The organism is Oscillibacter hominis, from assembly GCF_014334055.1.
Lineage (GTDB): Bacteria > Bacillota > Clostridia > Oscillospirales > Oscillospiraceae > Oscillibacter > Oscillibacter hominis.
Genome location: NZ_CP060490.1, coordinates 2,337,557 through 2,355,071 on the forward strand (window position 1 = coordinate 2,337,557; position 17,515 = coordinate 2,355,071).

Sequence of the window (17,515 nt, forward strand, 5' to 3'; positions counted from 1 at the left end):
CAATAAGGCGTTGACGCTGCAGCCATATAGCCGCAATCCTCAAACGATGGGGGCTTTCGCCAACGGCTATCCCATGCGAACGCTGGAGCAATTTAAGCAGCTGCATCCAAACGATGTGCGCGGCATTGCCAATTTGACGACAGCGGAGTATGAGTATGCCACACAGCTTGCGATATGGGCTACCTGCGGCCAGGTTGCCGTACCCGGTACAGCCTACACTGCCGGCCGATCCTCTTTGATCGTTCCGACCTCCGACGCACAACAGATCTGCGTTTTCGACAGCGTCAAGGCCATCTTGGCGCTATCAACCCACTGGACGAAAAATCTCTACTGCGGTATGTATGTGCGCAGCGAGTTGAATCGGGATATGAAAACCGTGGAGATTGTTCATGATCTCGGACTGGAGGGTGCCGCAAACGAAAACATCGGTGGCATCAAAAAAGAAATCATCGGCGGTGAGGAGTACTATACCCGCCTGATGTACGTAGCCTCCGCCACCTCTACCTGGATCGACGGCTACACCACCAAGGTCTATTCCACAGACGCGCCGGCCGGTACGATTTTTGTGGCGGAAAACAACAGCTCTCTGACTACGGAGACAAGCGGCGGTACGACCTATTACAAAGTAGATACCAGTAAATCCCGCGTTACCAACCTTAATGCAAACGGAATGGAGTATTACGGCGCATTTAAGGTTTGCATTCCCGTGGACAATGCGGCGGATGAGGGTTCCTTCAAGATCAAGGCCGTGGGCGGCGTTGCACAGTTCAATCTATACCTCGCGCTAAACCCCACTTCTACGGAACAGTCCTACATTATTTCAGACCCCGGCTATACCACCTGTAATGCAATCGGAACAATTAAATGGCTTGCTGAAGGAACACAGAAATCTGCCAACCTCCAGGTCTTCAAGGTGGATGGCACCGGCAACGCTCTGGAGGGCGCGAAGTTTATCCTGAGCGGAAACAAGGGTACCTCTTTGACCGGAACCAGCGACCGTAACGGCCAGATCACCTGGATTGGTCTCGACCCGGAAGAGTCTTTCACATTGCGGGAAATCGAGGCGCCGGAAGGTTTCACGTTGGTCGACCCGGTCAGCGTCACGCTTTCTGCCGGACGAACCGCTTACGTGACCGTCCGCAACAGCAACGAAAAATCGTTCCAGGTTAAGAAAATCGACGCCCAGAACAAGTCCTCTCTGCAGGGCGCGGTTTTTCTCTTTGAGCAGATTGATGGATCCTATAAAACCACCGGCATCACCGGCTTTGACGGCGTGGTTGAGTTTCTTGGCGACGATTTGCCCTACGGCAGCTATCGTGTGATGGAGCAGTCCGCGCCGACTGGTTACCTCAAGGACACCAGCGTGCAGACTGTGGAATGGACCGGTACCAAGGACATTGTCTTGACTTTTGAGAACGTCCGCGAGCCCAGCCTGACCATCATCAAGGCGGACGCGCAGACCGGGGTGTCTCTCCCCGGCGCTTCCTTTGACGTCTATGCGGACGGGAAGTTTATCACATCCGTGACCACCAATGACGCGGGTGAAGCCTATGTGACCGGCATTACACAGGAAGCCTACATTGAAGTGGTGGAAACCGCAGCGCCTTCCGGCTATGTTCTGGACTCCACAAAGCACGGTATCCACATTGACCCCTATAATCCGGCGCTCGAGGATGACCCGATTCTTGTTATCACAAACAAAGCACAGCCGGCTTTGCGCATCGTAAAGTATGACGCGCAGACCAATACGCCGCTGTCCGGCGTCACTTTTGAAGTGTACCGAGACACCACGCTCATCGGCAGCTATACCACCGATGACAGCGGAGAAATTTTCCTGTATGATCTCGAACCCGGCACTTATCTCGTAAAAGAGGTCGCAGGTCCAGACTCTCATGTAATCAACTCGACGCCGCAGGAAATCGAGCTGGAGGCAGGTCAGACGGCGACACAAACTCTGATTTTCTTTAACCAGCTCAAGCCCGGTATCCATCTTGTAAAGGTGGATAGCCAGACCATGAAATCCCTACCCAATGTCCGATTTGAGTTTAAGCTGATTGGCGGCAGTTACCGGCAGGAGTTTACCTCTGATATCAATGGCGAAATCGACCTCTCGAAGTTGGAACCCGGAGCCTATGAAGTGCGTGAACTGGCAGCGCCGGATGGCTACCTCATCGACGATGCCGTGCGCGTGGTGCAGATCAATCCGGATGAAAATGCCAATTTTGTCTTCACCAACACCAAAAAGCCTTCTATGGTCATTGTAAAATACGATCCGAATACCGGCGAATATCTGGCGGGTGCGACCTTCCGTATTGCCAAAATCGAAGACGGCAGCCATTATCTTGACCGTGTATCCGGAACAGATGGCCGAATCGTGCTGGAAAACTTGGAACCGGGCGTTTACTCTGTTTTGGAAATGTCAGCGCCGGAGGGCTACATCCGAAATGAAACGGAATACCATGTGGAACTGTTCCCCGGGCAGACATCTCAGCTTGTCGTGAACAACGATGCCAAGCCGGATCTGCTGATTGTCAAAACAGATGCCGTCAGCGGCAAGCCGGTTTCCGGCGTTACATTTACCATTCAGAAAGCAGATGGCAGCACCATCACCACCGAGGCCACCAATGAAAAAGGCGAGGTTTTCGTCGAAGATTTGGAGCCGGGTGTTTATGAAATCTGGGAGCAGTCCGTACCCGACGAATACCTCATTGACAAAAATCATCAGCACATTACCCTCGTGCCCAACCGGACAGGCACGGTCCGCTTTCAGAATTATCCGAAGCCTTCACTGACCATCAACAAGGTGGACAGCATTACTGGCGACCCGATTCAAGGTGCAAAGTTTCAGATCACCTATGCCTCCAACGATACCTTTAGCGGAGAGATCAATGACCTGGGCACCTACTACAGCGATGAAAACGGCCAGATCAAACTCTATAAGCTCAAAGATGGCTGGTACCGTGTAACGGAACTGGAACCGGCGCCGGGGTATTCTATCACGGAACCAGCCACACAGGATTTCCACTTAAATGCCGGCACCGGCAAAGAGATAACCTTTGAAAACACGCCGCTCTCCGCTCTCGTCGTCTACAAATACGACAGCGTGACCGGCGAAGCGGTAGAAGGCGCGGTTTTTCAGGTGAAATACCTCTCCGGCACTTCCGGAACTGGTGGCACAGTGATAGGCACCTATAAAACCAGCGCCAACGGTAGTTTCACGGTGACGGGACTGAAAGCTGGCACCTATATTGTAGAGGAATTGGCCAGTGACAGCTCTCATGTGATTGATACAGCTCCGCAGACTGTCTATATTTCCGGGAAAGAGCAGGATGTCGTGCAGCTCTATTTTGGAAACAGTCCGAAGGGCGCGCTTTTGATCAAGAAGATCGACAGCGTCACCCATAAGCCGCTTTCTGATGTGCAGTTTTTTATAACCACCTCAGACGGCACAGTCGTGGGCAATAACAACGGCTACTTTACAACCGACAGCGCAGGAACTATTCTCATCGAGAACATCGCCCCCGGAACAACGCTGGTTGCAAAGGAAACGCGCGCGAAAGACGGCTATTTGCTGGACGACACGCCGCAGACCATCAAGATTAAAGCTGGGGAAACTGTCACGCTGGAGTTTCGGAATCAGCCCAAGGGTGGATTGATTATCAACAAACTGGACAGCGTGACAAAGAAGCCTCTGGAAGGCGTCACCTTCAAAATCACCTATGCCGACGGTAGTTATGTGGATGCAGAGGGCGGAAAGCTCTCTTCTAAAGGACTGTATTATACGGACAAAAACGGCCAGATCATCCTTTCCGGCATCACTGGAACCGTGGTTGTCACAGAGGAAAAAACAATTTCCGGCTATGTTATCGACGAAAGCACCCGCTCTCAGACGGTCGTTATCAATCCGGATGATACGCAGATTCTGACCTTCTACAACCGCCCTGTTTCGGGGATCCTCATTCATAAAACCGACGCCAACACCGGCAAAGGAATCTACGGTGTATCTTTTATTATCTACGATTCCGGCCGCAATCCAGTGGATCAGATTACAACTGACCAAAATGGCTATGCCTATTCCGAAGCGGAGTTGAGTCCAGGAAAATACTATATCCGCGAGCTGGAAAACGAGGGCTATGTCGTCGATACCCAGTACAAGACCGTTTATGTCAGGGCCGGTCAGACCACCACGGTGGAATGGGAAAACACCCCGATTACCGGCCAAATCCAAGTCACAAAGTACGCTGCCACCAACAATGCTGTCACCGGGCAGGCTGCCGGAACCACGCTTAAGGGCGCCGTTTTTGAAATTGTACGCGAGCGCAGCGGCAAGGTGGTGGGCTATATCACAACGGATGCCCGGGGCGTCGCCGCTTCCGATCCGCTTCCGCTTGGCCGCTATATTATTCGAGAGGTCACAGCGCCGGCCTATTGGCAGCTATCCATTCAGCGTTTTGATGTGACGCTGGAGTACCCCGGCCAGATTATCAAGCTGGCGGCATTCAACCAGCCGGCTGAACTTGGCGTATCTATCGTAAAAACCGGCATTAAGGAGGTGCTGGCGGGCGATAAGATTTCCTACAGCATCAAGGTCGCCAACACCTCCAATGTGGCGCTGGAGAATTTCTTCTGGCATGACCGTCTGCCGACGGATATTGCCTCCGCATCTTCGCTGACCACCGGCACATATAGCCACCGTTTGACCTACCGCGTTCTTTACAAGACCAACTACAACGATTACCGGGTGCTGGCAAGCAACCTGCTCAGCACCAACAATTATTCCTTTGCGCTCAATGCGCTTCCGCTGATGGCGGGTGAAGCCGTGACGGATATTTATTTTGACTTTGGCACGGTTCCTGCAGGTTTCCAAAGCAGCACCAAGGCCACGCTCACGATAGCTGTCAGTCCCAAAGCCGCGAACGGATATTATGTGATAAACCGAGCCGACGCCGGCGGGAAATACCAAGGTGTCTGGCAGACCGCCAACAGCAGTTGGATTACCATTGTACGCAACCTCACTCCCCCGACCAAACCCCAGCTCCCGAAAACCGGATATTAAGCCAAATGGGGTGGCCCAGCAAACTGGGCCACCCCATTTCATAAAACTCAGCGGTCTTTTGCGATCTCACAAATAAGGTCACTCATGATGCTAATGAAGTCGTCGTTCTGATTCAGTGCTTCCACAATCGAAGTTTCCGGATCCTCGCTGACCGGAACGGACGCTGGATAGACAAAATGCTTGGTCTTCGCTCCTTTTTCCCTCGCCCACACGTTTGCCTGATATTGCTTTTCATCTTCCGACTTCCAATACTCCGCACTCAGCTCCAGAAGCATATCGTCACGATAACCAAACGACGTAACAGGAAGAAGAAAAGTGAAATATGACATGTGATTGTTTATTACAACTTCACAGAAATCTGGGAACAAATCCATGTTGTGCTGGTCTTTCGTCACTTTGAAGTCCTCCATATCCTTCTGCATAGCCAAGCATCGTTCAAACTCCGCTTGCTCATCTGGTTCAGCCGGGCGAACTGCATATTTTCCACAGTCCGGGCATTGCTCCGGCTGTTGTGACCGGCTAAATAAAAAGTGACAGTGTTCACACACAAAAACCATGTTTCTCACCTGCATTATATTATATGTCTCATCATATCATACAGGCATTTTCTTTACAAGGGAGTGATCCTATCTTTACCGATTCAATCAATTGTACGGCGGATTGTTCGCCGCTTTCTTTCTTATTGTATGCCCGCGATCATACGCCGCATTTCAGTACGCTTGTCCATTCCATCATGCAATGGGTTTGGGAATATGGAATGCTGGGCGAAATGACACGGGAAGATGCCGCACTGGCCGCGGATATGGCGCTCCTGCACGACGCCGGAAAACATTTGCTTCCTGCGTCGATCCTGGAAAAGGCTGACCGGCTGACACCGGAAGAATTTCACATTGTCCAAAAGCACCCCATCTGGGGCGAGGCCCTGCTTTCCTGTAGCTTGCGGGAACGGCGTGATACATCTGCATTTACTTACGCCATAGAAATATGTCTGCACCACCACGAACGCTGGGATGGCGCCGGATACCCGGACGGGCTCAAAGGCATGGAAATTCCCATGTACGTGCAGGTAGTCAGCCTTTCCGATGTCTATGACGCGCTTGTGGCGCAGCGTAGCTATAGGCCGCCCATGGGTCACCGGTCGGCGGCAAATCTAATACTCTCCGGCGGATGCGGCGCGTTCTCTCCGGTCCTGCGCAGTATTCTGGCCAAACGCGCCCAACAAATTGAAGCATTGATTTACAAGGAGGCTCCTCATGAATAAAAAGCTGTATAAAACCTATCTCTCCTGCCTGTCGCTGCTCCTGATCATGGGATTTATGACGACTTCTGCATTGGCAGTAAACGATATGTGGACTGTGGCCAACGATCTGATTGTCGACGTCTATACCCACATCGCCGGCATCAGTACAGTGCTCGCAGGATTGATGTCGGCAGTAGCCGTTGTCGGCGCGAAGATGTCCAACAATCAGCACAAAGTGGACCAGGCCTGGGATTGGCTGCGGCGCATCTGGATTGCGTGGGCGGTTATCAACGGCATTGGCGCTTTCATCGCTTACATCGCTCCGCACTTCTCCGGCCTTGCCACGTTGAATCCGTAAAACGGAAAGACTCCGGCGGACGGAGGTGATGACTTTTGCTGGAGCTTATTTTTCAAGGTTTTGTCGAGTGGTGTTATGGCTTGGTACTGGAATGCTGGGAGTATTTCTCCTCAGCTTTGCTCGACATTATGAGCATGGACTTTGCCTATCTGAAAGAGCACATGCCCATCATTGATACCATTATGAATCTCTTGCTGGCGGTCGGCTGGGCGCTGCTCATCGGCAACCTGATATTCCAAGCCATTAAGACTATGCTTTCCGGAATTGGCTTTGAGGGAGAATATCCCAAACTTCTTTTTACCCGCACCTTTGTGTTCGCTTTTCTGCTTTTGGCAAGCCCGCAAATCTGCAATCTCTGCCTGAATTTCACCTCAGCGGTCATAGATCTTTTGGAAGTACCGGATGCGGTGAATATTACCTTTGCTGAGGAGGCGACTTTTGGCGGGCTTGCCGCAGCGTGGATTTTGGTGGTCATCTGCGGCATCATCGTCATGTTCCAGTCTTTCAAGCTGATTTTTGAAATGGCGGAGCGATATCTCATTCTTGCTGTGCTGACCATCACCGCGCCGCTGGCTTTCGGTATGGGAGGCAGCAGAAATACTTCCGACATTTTTTCCGGTTGGTGCCGGATGTACGGCTCCATGTGCCTACTTATGGTCATGAATGTGGTATTCATTAAAATGCTGTTATCTGTCCTTTCCTATTGCCCCAGCGGTCTGGATGTGCTTCCCTGGATGATTCTTGTACTTTCAACCGTCAAGGTGGCAAAAAAAATTGATGGCATCATTACACGCATTGGCCTCAACCCGGCAATCACCGGCGATTCTTTAGGCCGCACCTTCCCAGGCATGTTGACCTATATGGTCGCGCGCACGGCGATGTCACAGGTCACAAAGACGATTGGGAAGTCCTCCGGCGGCAATGCGCCAGGGAGAGGTCATACGCCCAGCACGCCCCCAGGCGGAGCTGGCGGACCACGCAGTGGCGGCCCGGCAGGAAGCGGCCAAGTTGCCAGTACATCTTACAGCCAGCGAACCGGTCAGCAGAGCGCGGCCTACCAGAGCAGCACACAGCAGAGCGCAACGGTACAAGGCGGTCCTTCGCAGACTTCCACGCAGGAACAGTCCACCGGCCCCGCTTTCAATGCCAGCACACAGTTCAATCAGTCCGGTCCGGCGGGGACCAAGAAAACGTCTGTGCCTCCGGGCGCAAGGCACACGACTTCACATATCAAGAGCGGCGTGGGCAGTTCTGTAATTCCCGGCGCTCCCGGCAGAGTGCGCCCATCCGCTTCCGGCGTTTCTTCCGCGCAGGGTGCTGCTGTTGCCGCTGACGGCGCCGCTCCGCGCCCCGGCACGGCAGGAAGCGCAGCACAGGAAGCGGCCCGCGCAGACATTCCGGCGCAGCATGCGGCCGCACCACCTTCGGAAAGCCGCTTTACCCACAGGGAAGCCTCTGTACAGCTCACTCCAGAAGGTCGTCCTCAAACTGCTCAGGCTCTCCGCACAGGGCAAGCTGCGGTTTCACAGCCCGGTACAGCAGGAATGGGCGGAACGGTGCGTGAAGCAGTGCCATCCAGATCGCCGCAGTCCGGGAGCGGTTCTGTATCTTCTACCGCCGCACCACGCACTGCTGCAGGGCAGCACAGTCCGGCACGGCAGGAACCGGCCAAGCCGCCTCGCACACCGGCAGCAGCCGGCAGCGACACAGGCCCGGTGATAAAGCCCGGTACGGCAGGAACCGCGCGGGATACGGCTCGAGCGTCGCAGGGGCGTGATACGGCCCGCCGAAGCGGTGCGCGGGCAAAATCCACCCCAATGGCAGATGACGGTGCCGGCAGTTCGCGGAGTGCGTCCATCGCATCTCATGCACAAAAGAACCTGACGCCAAATCCTACGAGTCCACCGGACAGGCCCCCCAGAGGTGATCGAGATGGGCGAAAGAAATAACGCATCCCGCTCCGGTGCGCAGCTGGCGATAGACGCTGCACGGCTCATCAAAGCGGCTGTCCGCATTGCGCGAGCGGCGATTGCTGCCGGGCTTCACGGCGCGGCCGTCGCGGCAGTCAAAGAAGCACTCCCGTTTCTCATCAAATTGGCGATTGGTATTTTGGTTGTCATCGTTGTACTCCCTATGGTCGTTTTCACTGCAATCCCCAATATCTTTTTTGGTTTCGACAATTCTACCACTCAGCCTGTCATGGATATGACAACCAAGGCACTGGAGATTGGCGGCGCCTACATGAGCGTGGAGGACTTTGAGAAGACACAGATGGACGCCATCGTGACCAGCCTTGCCGCCCAATATGAGAAGGACGGCGTGAGCATCGACAACATTGAGGTGACCAGCGACTTTGATGAGGACGACCTCGTTTGGCTGATCGCCATCAATTCGGTGGCCCATGAACAGGATCTTGACACCATGAGTACAGAGGACATCCGAAATCTAAACATCTCCAGCCTGACCTACACGCCTTCTTTGGTATCGCAAATCACCGGTTCAGGAGAGAGCGTCACGACGGTCACCACCCTCAAGGTAGACTTCTCAAAGTTTGATCCGGACAAAGTGATGGATGAGCTTGGTTTTGACGAAGATGCGAAGACCTGGACGGGCGCATTTTTTGAAGTACTCTTTGAAAGCGACGCCCTTGAGGAGTATGCAGATCAGTTTGAAGACGCCCGCCCCGACTACAGCGGCGACAGCTCCTACGACGGTTCGTATGAGAGGAGCGACAGCTACGGTAACGACATAGACATTTCTGGCTTCGTCAGCCCACATACTAAAAACAATCTGGATCTTGTCGTTTATGCAAAGCAGGCCTATGAAAACGGCTGGGGCTATGTCTGGGGTACTTACGGCAATGTCCTGACGGAATCCCTGTTTGCATATAAGCTGGACCAGTACCCGGACGGTGTAGGGAATTATGAGGACTTTATCCGCGAGAACTGGCTCGGCCGCCGCACGACGGATTGCTGCGGGCTTATTAAAGGGTATTCATGGCTGAATCCGGATACGCTGTCCATTGAGTATGCCACAAACGGGATGCCGGACTATGGTGCAAATCAGATGTACGCTTCCGCGGAAGAGTACGGCACAGACTACGGCTCCATGGATTCCATGCCGGATATCCCCGGCCTTGCGCTATGGAAAAGCGGGCATATCGGCGTCTATATCGGCGACGGAATGGCGATAGAAGCGATGGGTACCAAGTATGGCGTTGTCCTGACAGAGGTAGACGGCCGCGGCTGGCAGGGGTGGTGCAAAATCCCCTTTATTACATACGTCGAGGAGGATGAGTAAAGTGCCTCAAGTGACCTATCTGCGGCAGCTCCGTCTCCGGTACAACATCAGCCTGCCCGAATTGGCAAAGAAGGCCGGCGTTTCTGCCCAGCAGCTCAGCCGTCTGGAGCTGCAGCAGGTGCCATGCACACGAGAACAGGAAGAAAAAGTGTGCCGTGCCGTGGAGGCATGGATCTCTGACAGCAGAGCGCGGCTGAACAACGTGGAAGCAGCGTATTTTCGCTGCAAAGGCAAACTCCTGACTCTTATGGAGGAGAACGAAAATGAATTATGAAACCTATTATATTCCCGCAAACTTCACGGACGCTGGGCGGGTACTGGGCTTATTCGCGCCGCGGAATCTGGTGGAAACACTGATTGTAACGCTGCCCGCCCTTTATCTTTGCATCATGTTCCTTCCATTGGCTCTGACGCCCAAAATCATTGTCACGCTGGCCATCATCGTGCCGCTGGGCGGATTTGCGCTCGTTGGTATCAGCGACGACAGCCTGAGCCGCTGGTTGAGCGCATGGTGGCACTGGAGGCGCAGCCGGCGCCTCATTCTATTTCGAGGGGAGGTTAAACGATGAATCTGAAAGAATTGATTTTTGGCGCTGGTGTCAAAGACTCCGGCGCCAATGTGGGCGTCTACCGCGACAGCACACAGGCCTGGCTTCCTATCAAAAACATCATGGGAGGGGTTGTCATTACCAAGGACAACCGCTTCATCAAGATTTTAGAGGTGCTTCCGGTGAACATTTATCTCAAGCCGGCGGCGGATCGTCAGAATATCATTGCCTCGTTTGCGGCTTACTTGAAAATTGGGCCGGACGACCTGCAGTTTGAAGTCCGCACGCTGCCTTCAGACACCTCCGAATATGTGGAGCGCATGAAGCAGTATGCGGAAAAAGAGGAGAACGAAAACTGCCGGGAGATGATCGAGGACAACATCCAGGAAATCGGTCTGGGCATTGCACAGGATACCATCCGACACCGTTTCTTCCTCATCTTCCAGTATGAAGCACGGATGAAGGCCAAACGCAACACCGTCAAAGGCATCATTCAGCGGCTCAATGAGGAAGCGGATACCGCGCGGCGCTATCTGGATGTGTGCGAGCTGGAGGTGCTCGAGCCCCGCTATTCAGACAACTATACGCTGGAGCTGCTCTACTCCATCATCAACAAGCATACCAGCCGCCGCGTCCAGCTGCCGGAAGGCGTCTTTGATATGACCACGACAGTCCATGGTATCTATGAGGAGGAGTAACCGATGCTAAAGAAGAAAGCCAAGAAAACATCAAAGCCGGCGCCGCAGCCCGAAAAAGGACAGGAAGCAACCGAAGTCAAGCAGCCGTTTTTGAAGCGCCTTATTTTCGGAGAGGAACGCCCGGACTTAACAGAGCTGGAAGCCGGCGCTACTACGGTTCTCGACATTTTATCCACCACTCTCGCTGATACCAACAGCCGTGACTACATTGTAGTGGACGGCGTTTTTCATGCCTATCTCTATGTGACGGGCTACGGATATTCCACCACCGTAGGATCCTGCTGGCTCTCGCCGCTGGTGGAGGCCGGTGAAGGCGTCAGCCTCAGCTTTATTTTCAACCGGCAGTCCAGAGAGAAGATTCTTTCGAAGATCTCCCAGGTTACGATGGTCAATCGTTCGAGAATGAGAGATGTGGGCGATACCCGTCAGGATTATGAGGAACTGGACAGCGCCATCAATTCCGGGCTGTATCTCAAGGATGTGATGAACCGTCAGGGGGAGGATTTCTACTACATGCACACCTTGATCGAGGTTGTGGCTGACGATCCGGAGACGCTGGAACAGCGGGTAACGGCCGTGGAGAAGCTGTGCGTGTCGGTGGATATGATCGCCCGGCGCTGCGACCACAAACAGGAGCAGGCATTTTTGTCCATGCTGCCGCTTTTGTCGCTGGACGCGGATGTGGAGCGCAAGTCCAGGCGCAATGCCCTGACCCGAAGCGTCGCGGCGGCGTTTCCTTTTGCCTCCTACGAACTCAGTGACCGCAACGGCGTCTTTCTCGGTCTGAACCTGTATAACCGATCCCCGGTATTCCTCGACCCTTATGACGATTACAAGTACACCAACGGCAACATCTGGATCGGTGGTTCGTCCGGCGCCGGCAAGACCTTTACGCTGCAATGCATGGGCGGCAGGCTGCGGCAGCAGGGCAAGCGCATCATTTTCATCATCCCGAAAAAGGGGCATGAGTTTCGTCCGCTGTGTGAGCAGCTTGGGGGCCTGTATCTCAGGATGTCTCCATCCTCCAAGGACTGCCCGAACATCATGGCAATTCGGCGAAAAAACCTGGACGCCTATGCGGGCTTTCGAGATATGGATGCCCGCGATGACTCCGTTTTGGCGGACAAAATCTCCCGCCTCATCATCTGGTACTCGCTGCAAAAGCGCGACCTCTCCGACGAGGACAAAAACCATCTGGATTCCTCGCTGGTGGAATGCTACGCACGCTATGGGATTACCTTTGATAACGCATCCCTGGTAGACGAAGACGGAGCGTTCCGGACCATGCCTATCATCGCCGACTGGTATCAGGTCTTATCTGAAAATCCGGATACCAAACATCTGGCGGTTGTCCTCGCGCGGTATGTCACCGGCTCTGCCGCAGCCATGGGCGGACGTAACGACATTGATCTTGACAACAAATACATTGTGCTGGACACTTCTGGGATGCCGGACGATCTGCTGCTGCCCGGCATCTTTTGGGCAACCGACATCGCAAACGACCTGATTATCGGCAACGGCACAGATTTGTCCGCGCTGATTGCAGACGAGTTGTGGAGCCTGGTCGGAGCCAATTCCAATCCGCTTGCCGCAGGCTTTGTTCAGGAGATGGTAAAGACCATCCGCGGCCTGGGCGGCATTGCCGTCACCTCAACGCAGGGCATGCAGGATCTGTTCAGTCTGGACGGCGGTAAATACGGCAAAGGTATTCTGGATTCCAGCCGCATTAAACTGGTGATGCAAATGGAGGAACAGGAAGCGCGGCTCATTCAGGGTGTGCTCAATCTCTCGGAAGATGAGGTGCGGCAGATCACCCGGTTCCGGCGCGGCGAGGGGCTTCTCTGTATCGGCTACAATCATGTACCGATTGCTTTTCATGCCACACAGCGAGAGTATGATGCCATTACCACATCCCCAACCGACCTGCGCGGCCGGAAAACGGAGGATGCTGTATGACGGATTTCAAGCAGGATATGACAAGGATACAGGAATTGGTGGGCAACTCTTTTGCGGAAACCGGGAAGTTGGTGGCCCTTGCAGACGGCGGCCAGATGAATCCGGAGCGGCTGCAGCGGACGCTGGAGGAAACCGCCGGACAGTTTGAGGCCGCCGTGTTGGAGCTGCGCAGGCTGTGCGAGCAGTATTCCCCCGGTTCCGGCGGCTATGGAAAAAGGTCTCGGCTGCCGCAGAAGGAGATTTCCGGACGTGTAGAAAAGCTCGGTTACACCGGGCTCCACATTCGCCTCAACACGCTGCTGCCGCACTGCCGTTTCCAATCGCCCGCGTGGCTGACGGATACGATTCGGCGCCTGCTGGACGACTACGAAGCCCAGGGTACGGAGCTGCCGCACTACCGGCGTGCCATGTTGGTGATTGATGAGCATAGCAGCATTGCGGACCGCCATGTATACGACCAGGACAACAAGGGCTGGAAAGCCATCAGCAATGCCATCAAGGGTAGGCTCATTCCCGACGACGACCAATATACGCTCGCGGTTTGTCTGCTCTCCACCCAGAGCACGGAAAATGTCTGCCATATCACGCTTCTCGACATGGCTGACGCCGCCGATTTTCTCTCCCTTCACTCTGGAGATTGTGCGCTGCCAAACGTATATGGACGCTGGTGACCTCATCGGCTGCGCCTGATTCAAAGGCGCGCGAAAACGGCGCGGAGCAATCCGTGGAACCGATGGGGTATCTGCCACGGGAAACGCTTGGAAAACCAAAAGTTTTCCACATGCCCTGTGCGTTGTGCCGGGCAGGGCAGCCGACTTCTACGGAGAGTCATCGGTTCTGTGCTGAAAAAGGCCAAACAGAAGCGCCGAAATTGCCTTTGTGCCGGTACGGCACAAAGGCGGTTTCGGCGCCTGTCAGGAAATTAGGAAAGGGGGTGGTCGATTCTGTGGTGTTCAGTGAACGGGACATTGATCTTTTACGGATACTGCGGTGGTGCCGCTGCATATTCCGGGAAGATGCTGTCCGGTATTTTTCAGAGGACATCGTTTCCAACTTGACGGCGCTGTCCTATCTCAAGCTGTATCAGGAAAGCGGCGCTCTGATTTTGACTGCCGGTGGCAATCGCTTTCTTGAAAGCGTCTTTTCTGATTTGCCCAGCGGTATTCCGCTGGCCTATCGAGAGCCCGACACAAGGCGAAGGCTCCGGCTATCCAAATTGGTGCTGACCACATATCGCGCGGGGCTGAATATCTTTACTACAACAACAGAGGAGCTGATACCAGCGCCGGCCCTCTTTCTTCCGGCCATCATGCGCGGCCGAGGGCGCAATCCCTGGGGCAACACCCGAACCGCCGCCATAGTCCATCTGGAAGGGCTCTCCTGTGCTGTCCATTTCGTTTGTCCGGGAATCGGCAAGCTGATGCTGATGGATGAACTCAATGCATTTGCCAACAACACCGGCGCTTTGAAAGATGTGCGGCAGTCGATAGTTTTTGCTGGCTCCAGCTATCCGGAAATTCTTTCAGAATTAGAACAGCTGGACAACTCCGGGGAGAGCCGTCTGATTACCTACGGCGAAGCATACCGGCAAATGACCATGCCGGTGCATCTGCTCTCCTGCGACGATACCGGCGCCAAGCAGCTGCGCATCATGAACGTGCCGGACTACCGCAAAAAATTTTCAATGGCCGCGCTGAAAGCGCACTATGAGCCGCCGCCAAAAAACGCACCTGCCTGGGATGCGCTTTATGGCGATATTCCCTTTGTCATGGCGGCGGATATGAACCTGCGGCGCGTGGACGCCGCTATTACAACTGCACAGGAGAGGGGGTATTCTCAGATTGCCCTGGCAGCCTTGGAGGAGCAGGCCGAGGCCGTTTTTTTTACCCGGTATCGAGATGCTGGGCTGGCAAGGGTATTTACCCTGACCGATGCTGCGCTTTCCGAGCTGGACTGCGATGCAGTGTCGCTCCATTCCCCCTCCCGGCGGCAGTTTCTGACCGCGAAAGGAGATGTCGTGGATGCCCCGCTTATCCAAACTCATCGAAAAACTGGAAGAAAAGGCTGAGGGCCGATTTGGAAAATGGTACGACCGGCACAAAGCGAAACTGCCGCTGTACATCCCATTGGTACTGGCGGCATGGTACGTCTACGGAATGCTTCTCAATTCTCTGAAGCTTGGAACGGCCGCCACCTTTCACACCACCGGTGAAGCTGTCGAGAGCATCTGGGTATTCAATCCGTTTAAGAACTGGCTTGTTGTTTTTACCCCCTTTGGGCTGGGTACAACAGCGGTCATCGTGCTGCTGATCTGTCTTATCACAAAAAAAGGCTACATCTGGTTTTCCGGCTACAAGTACACCCGCGACCCGCGCGGCTTCGATATCCTGCCGGATGGCACCCACGGTTCCTCCGGGTTCCTGTCCAAAAAAGAGATGAAAGAATTTCTGGAGATGGGTACGGCGCCGGAAATTCAGGGTATGATGCTCGGAAAGGTGAAAGATCATCCGGACGACAGCGACAAATACTCCGTCTATGTCGCTCACCACATGAAGCCAGGGAACAACAACAATCTCCTCTGCATCGGCGCACCGGGAAGCGGAAAATCCAGGGGGTTCATTCTCCCGTTTCTGATGGGATGCGCCCAACGGAGCAGTCACGGACACCCGGAATCCGTTATCGCCACCGACCCAAAGGGAGAGCTGTTTGAAAAGATGGCCCCGTACTTTCGAGAGAAAGGCTTTTATGTCAAAGCCGTCAACTTCCTCGACATGGCCCATTCGGACGGCTGGAACTGTTTGTACCGCTTGGATGAGGAGCGCGACCTGGTGCAGACGGTGGCCAACTGCATCATCCAGAACACCTCTGGCCCACGAGAGGCCGACGACTTCTGGAGCCGCGCGGAGCTCAACCTTTTGATGGCGCTGATTCACTATGTCTGCAATCTGAAGGATGAAAACGGCAAGCTACTGCCCATTGAGCAGCGCGGTCTCGGAGACGTCTACCGGATCCTCGCCAACGAAAGCATTTCCCAGATCAACCGCACGCTGGCAGCTCTGCCGCCGGACCATCCGGCAAAGGGGCATCATGGTCTGTTCCTGAAAGCTCGAGAAAACCTGTGGGGCAATATCACCATCGGCCTTGGCAATCGACTGGCCATCTTCCAGAATCAGCTGGTAGACAAAATTACCCGCAACAACGATGTGGATCTTCTCCTGCCGGGGCAGAAGCCCTGCGCCTACTTTGTCATCATCTCCGCCCAAGACAGCGCCTACCGCTTTTTGAGCTCTCTGTTCTTTTCGCTGGCCTTTCCCCGTCTTTCCGACCACGCCCGGCTTCACGGCGAAAACGGACGTCTGCCGGTACTGGTCAACTTCTGTCTGGATGAGTACTGCAATATTGGCTACATGGAGGGCATCAGCGACACCCTCAACAGCGTCCGCGGTTTTAATATGAGCGTGCAGGCGGTGGTGCAAAGTCTCAGTCAGTGGCAAGAAAAATACCCGGACAAGCAGTGGGAGAACCAACTCGCCACCTTTGACCAGGTACTCTATATGGGCTGCAACGATCTGACCTCTGCCAAGTACATCAGCGAGAAATGCGGCAAAGTGACGATCTCCGTCACCAACAATCAGATGCCTCTTATGCCGCTGTTCTCACCGGTGTATACCTCCACCCGCCCTTATTCCCAGACGCGAAGCAATACACAACGGGATCTTATGCAGCCCGACGAAGTGCTGCGTCTGGATAACCGCAAGTGCATCGCGCTGTTCCGATCTCAGAAGCCGGCTCTGCTCTATAAGCTGGCCCCGGAGGAGATGACAGATTTCGGAACGCTGAAATCCTGTCGTATCATTGACTACATTCCAGCGTGGCGCCAAAAGGAGATGGAACAGGCCGCCAAAGACATGGCATCAAAAAAGCGAAAGTCTGAACCCCAAAGGACAAAGACTGACGCCGAAGACGATGCTCCAAAAGCGGAACCAGTCCATCAGGCTACCGTCTCGCCGGACCGGCAGTATACGCTCATCCACCCGCAGAGTGCCGCCGGTACACCCAACGGCAAATCCGACCTTGGCATGGTGGAACATCCGGGCAGCGTGGTGGAGACTTCTCCAGATGCCGTTTGCGGCGGGAATGATGAGGATGAAGATGACTTGGAGCTAGAGTGCAAAGGTCGATAACAAAATTTTATCATCGTACCTGTTGTCAACACAATGCGTTCATTTTGAAGCACATGCACGTAACTTTTTCTGATGAAAAAGCCGTTGCTTGACAGCAGCGGCTTCTCATGTCCTTATTTCTTGATACGGAACCAATCGTCGGAAGGTGTATTGGTCCGCGGGGCTTTGGCAAGCC

General features: G+C 54.2%; 13 protein-coding genes. 12 read left to right on the forward strand and 1 reads right to left on the reverse strand.

From position 1 onward, the window contains the following. Positions 1–10: 10 nt before the first annotated feature. Complete coding sequence (locus H8790_RS11580; protein ID WP_243208497.1) at positions 11–5,056, forward strand: MSCRAMM family protein; 5,046 nt, start codon at positions 11–13, stop codon at positions 5,054–5,056. A 47-nt stretch (positions 5,057–5,103) separates the two neighbouring features. On the opposite strand, the gene H8790_RS11585 is transcribed toward H8790_RS11580, so the two are convergent. After that, positions 5,104–5,613, reverse strand: coding sequence for a hypothetical protein (locus tag H8790_RS11585; protein WP_187332674.1), 510 nt, complete (start codon positions 5,611–5,613; stop codon positions 5,104–5,106). A 23-nt stretch (positions 5,614–5,636) separates the two neighbouring features. Here H8790_RS11585 and H8790_RS11590 point away from each other — a divergent pair, with 23 nt between their 5' ends. Genes H8790_RS11590 through H8790_RS11640 form a run of 11 tightly spaced genes read left to right on the forward strand, consistent with a single transcriptional unit; the run spans position 5,637 to position 17,340 of the window. Continuing rightward, the gene (locus H8790_RS11590) at positions 5,637–6,317 is read left to right on the forward strand and encodes an HD-GYP domain-containing protein (RefSeq protein ID WP_187332675.1); all 681 of its coding nucleotides are present in this window, start codon (positions 5,637–5,639) and stop codon (positions 6,315–6,317) included. After that, complete coding sequence (locus tag H8790_RS11595; protein ID WP_187332676.1) at positions 6,310–6,654, forward strand: hypothetical protein; 345 nt, start codon at positions 6,310–6,312, stop codon at positions 6,652–6,654. Before H8790_RS11590 ends, H8790_RS11595 begins: the two co-directional genes overlap by 8 nt. 35 nt (positions 6,655–6,689) lie before the next feature. Next, positions 6,690–8,603 carry a conjugal transfer protein TrbL family protein gene (locus tag H8790_RS11600; protein WP_187332677.1) on the forward strand — a complete coding sequence of 638 codons (1,914 nt, stop codon included), beginning with the start codon at positions 6,690–6,692 and terminating at the stop codon, positions 8,601–8,603. Beyond that, on the forward strand, positions 8,587–9,954 hold the full coding sequence (locus tag H8790_RS13930) for a C40 family peptidase (protein ID WP_243208498.1): 1,368 nt from the start codon (positions 8,587–8,589) through the stop codon (positions 9,952–9,954). The genes H8790_RS11600 and H8790_RS13930 overlap by 17 nt, the downstream gene beginning before the upstream one ends. A gap of 1 nt (position 9,955) precedes the next feature. Continuing rightward, on the forward strand, positions 9,956–10,228 hold the full coding sequence (locus H8790_RS11610) for a helix-turn-helix domain-containing protein (protein WP_187332678.1): 273 nt from the start codon (positions 9,956–9,958) through the stop codon (positions 10,226–10,228). Then, entirely contained in the window at positions 10,218–10,523 is a 306-nt protein-coding gene (locus H8790_RS11615; protein ID WP_187332679.1) for a PrgI family protein, read from the forward strand. The genes H8790_RS11610 and H8790_RS11615 overlap by 11 nt, the downstream gene beginning before the upstream one ends. Next, positions 10,520–11,200 carry a hypothetical protein gene (locus H8790_RS11620; RefSeq protein ID WP_187332680.1) on the forward strand — a complete coding sequence of 227 codons (681 nt, stop codon included), beginning with the start codon at positions 10,520–10,522 and terminating at the stop codon, positions 11,198–11,200. Before H8790_RS11615 ends, H8790_RS11620 begins: the two co-directional genes overlap by 4 nt. A gap of 3 nt (positions 11,201–11,203) precedes the next feature. After that, the gene (locus H8790_RS11625) at positions 11,204–13,156 is read left to right on the forward strand and encodes a VirB4 family type IV secretion system protein (protein ID WP_243208499.1); all 1,953 of its coding nucleotides are present in this window, start codon (positions 11,204–11,206) and stop codon (positions 13,154–13,156) included. Further along, positions 13,153–13,827: a hypothetical protein gene (locus H8790_RS11630; RefSeq protein WP_187332681.1), complete on the forward strand. Its 675-nt coding sequence runs from the start codon at positions 13,153–13,155 to the stop codon at positions 13,825–13,827. The genes H8790_RS11625 and H8790_RS11630 overlap by 4 nt, the downstream gene beginning before the upstream one ends. Before the next feature lie 53 nt (positions 13,828–13,880). Beyond that, positions 13,881–15,224: a hypothetical protein gene (locus H8790_RS11635; RefSeq protein ID WP_187332682.1), complete on the forward strand. Its 1,344-nt coding sequence runs from the start codon at positions 13,881–13,883 to the stop codon at positions 15,222–15,224. After that, positions 15,178–17,340: a VirD4-like conjugal transfer protein, CD1115 family gene (locus tag H8790_RS11640; protein ID WP_187332683.1), complete on the forward strand. Its 2,163-nt coding sequence runs from the start codon at positions 15,178–15,180 to the stop codon at positions 17,338–17,340. The genes H8790_RS11635 and H8790_RS11640 overlap by 47 nt, the downstream gene beginning before the upstream one ends. Positions 17,341–17,515 lie beyond the last annotated feature (175 nt).

Coding starts and splice junctions, on each gene's coding strand:
- H8790_RS11585 (WP_187332674.1), bottom strand. CDS start 5,613: ATGGTTTTTGTGTGTGAACACTGTCACTTTTTATTTAGCCGGTCACAA.
- H8790_RS11590 (WP_187332675.1), top strand. CDS start 5,637: ATGTCTCATCATATCATACAGGCATTTTCTTTACAAGGGAGTGATCCT.
- H8790_RS11595 (WP_187332676.1), top strand. CDS start 6,310: ATGAATAAAAAGCTGTATAAAACCTATCTCTCCTGCCTGTCGCTGCTC.
- H8790_RS13930 (WP_243208498.1), top strand. CDS start 8,587: ATGGGCGAAAGAAATAACGCATCCCGCTCCGGTGCGCAGCTGGCGATA.
- H8790_RS11615 (WP_187332679.1), top strand. CDS start 10,218: ATGAATTATGAAACCTATTATATTCCCGCAAACTTCACGGACGCTGGG.
- H8790_RS11620 (WP_187332680.1), top strand. CDS start 10,520: ATGAATCTGAAAGAATTGATTTTTGGCGCTGGTGTCAAAGACTCCGGC.
- H8790_RS11625 (WP_243208499.1), top strand. CDS start 11,204: ATGCTAAAGAAGAAAGCCAAGAAAACATCAAAGCCGGCGCCGCAGCCC.
- H8790_RS11630 (WP_187332681.1), top strand. CDS start 13,153: ATGACGGATTTCAAGCAGGATATGACAAGGATACAGGAATTGGTGGGC.
- H8790_RS11640 (WP_187332683.1), top strand. CDS start 15,178: ATGCCCCGCTTATCCAAACTCATCGAAAAACTGGAAGAAAAGGCTGAG.